Raw genomic sequence first — 1,316 nt, forward strand, 5'->3', positions numbered from 1 at the left:
CCGCCCCCGGCAGCCGCGCCCCGGCCCGCGCGACGGCGGCGATCCACCCCGCCGGCACCCCCGCGCACCGGGCGAGCAGCTCCGCGAGGGGCGGGGACAGCGGGGCGGCGGCGAGCGCGGCGAAGCCGAGCACCGTCGCCGGCGAGCTCCGCCAGCAGGTTGCACGGCACCGCCACCAGGCTGACCCGCCCCGACAGCACGACCACCACCGGGGCGCACACGGCCTGCGCCGCCGCGGCGGCCCCCAGGGCCTCCGCGAGCCGCGACGGCAGCCCACGGCCCCGCAGCGCCCCGGCCCAGCGCGGCCCGAGGGTGAGCAGCGCGCCGGTGGCCAGCACCGACAGCAGGAACCCGTACGCCCGGGCCAGCCAGGGGTCGTACAGCACCAGCAGCAGCACCGCCGCGGCCAGTGCCGGGAGCAGGGACCTGCGCCGCCCCGTGGCCAGGGCCAGCAGCGTCACCGCCCCGCAGGCGGCGGCCCTCAGCACGCTCGGGTCCGGCCGGCACACCACCACGAAGCCCAGCGTCAGGGCCGCCCCGCACAGGGCCGTGAACCGCAGCGGCAGTCCCAGCCGCGGCGCCAGCCCGCCCCGCTCCACGTACTGCGCCCGTCCCGGAGGCCCGATGAGCAGGTACAGCACCACGGTCAGGTTCGACCCGGACACCGCCAGCAGGTGCAGCAGATCGGTGGCTTCGAACGCCTCGTGCAGCTCGGGTGGGACCCGGGAGGTGTCCCCGACCACCAGGGCGGGCAGCAGGGCGCGGGCGTCCCCGGGAAGCCCGTCGGAGGCCTCCCGCAGCCCGGCGCGCAGCCTCCCGGCGACCCGCTGCGCGGGGTCCGGGCCGGCGATCACCCGGGGCGGGACGTCCCCGGCCGGCCGGAGCACCGCCACGGCACGCTCCCCGTCCCGCGCCGGAGCGAGCCGGGCCGCCACCGAGACCCGGGCCGAGGGCTGCAGCCGGGCCCACTCCGGATGCCCGGCCAGTACCCGTACCGGGGTCTCCACCCGGGTGCGCGCACCGTCGGGGCCGGTCACCCGGGTCACCACCGCGTCCAGCACCACCACGGGCGGCCCGCTGCCGCTCCGGGCGGTCCGGGGGTCGGAGCCCACGGTGAGCTCCGCCACGACCGGGGCGTGCTCCCCGGCCAGCCGGGCGACGGGCCCCGCCCGCGCCTCGGCCCGCTCCAGCCCGGCCACCCCCGCCCCGGCGGCGGCGCACAGCAGCGCGGCCGCGGCGGCCGTACCGACCCGCCACCCGGGCCGCGACCCACGGCACCCCGCCACGAGCAGCACCCCCGCGGCGACCACCGCCGC

At 81.0% G+C, this 1,316-nt stretch carries 1 pseudogene; it reads right to left on the bottom strand.

The annotated features are described in order from the left end of the window. Positions 1-1,310 (bottom strand): annotated as a pseudogene (locus VR44_RS39910) (ComEC/Rec2 family competence protein); the annotation flags it as partial. Between the last annotated feature and the right edge of the window lie 6 nt (positions 1,311-1,316).

This window comes from Streptomyces katrae (genome assembly GCF_000966975.1).
Lineage (GTDB): Bacteria > Actinomycetota > Actinomycetes > Streptomycetales > Streptomycetaceae > Streptomyces > Streptomyces katrae.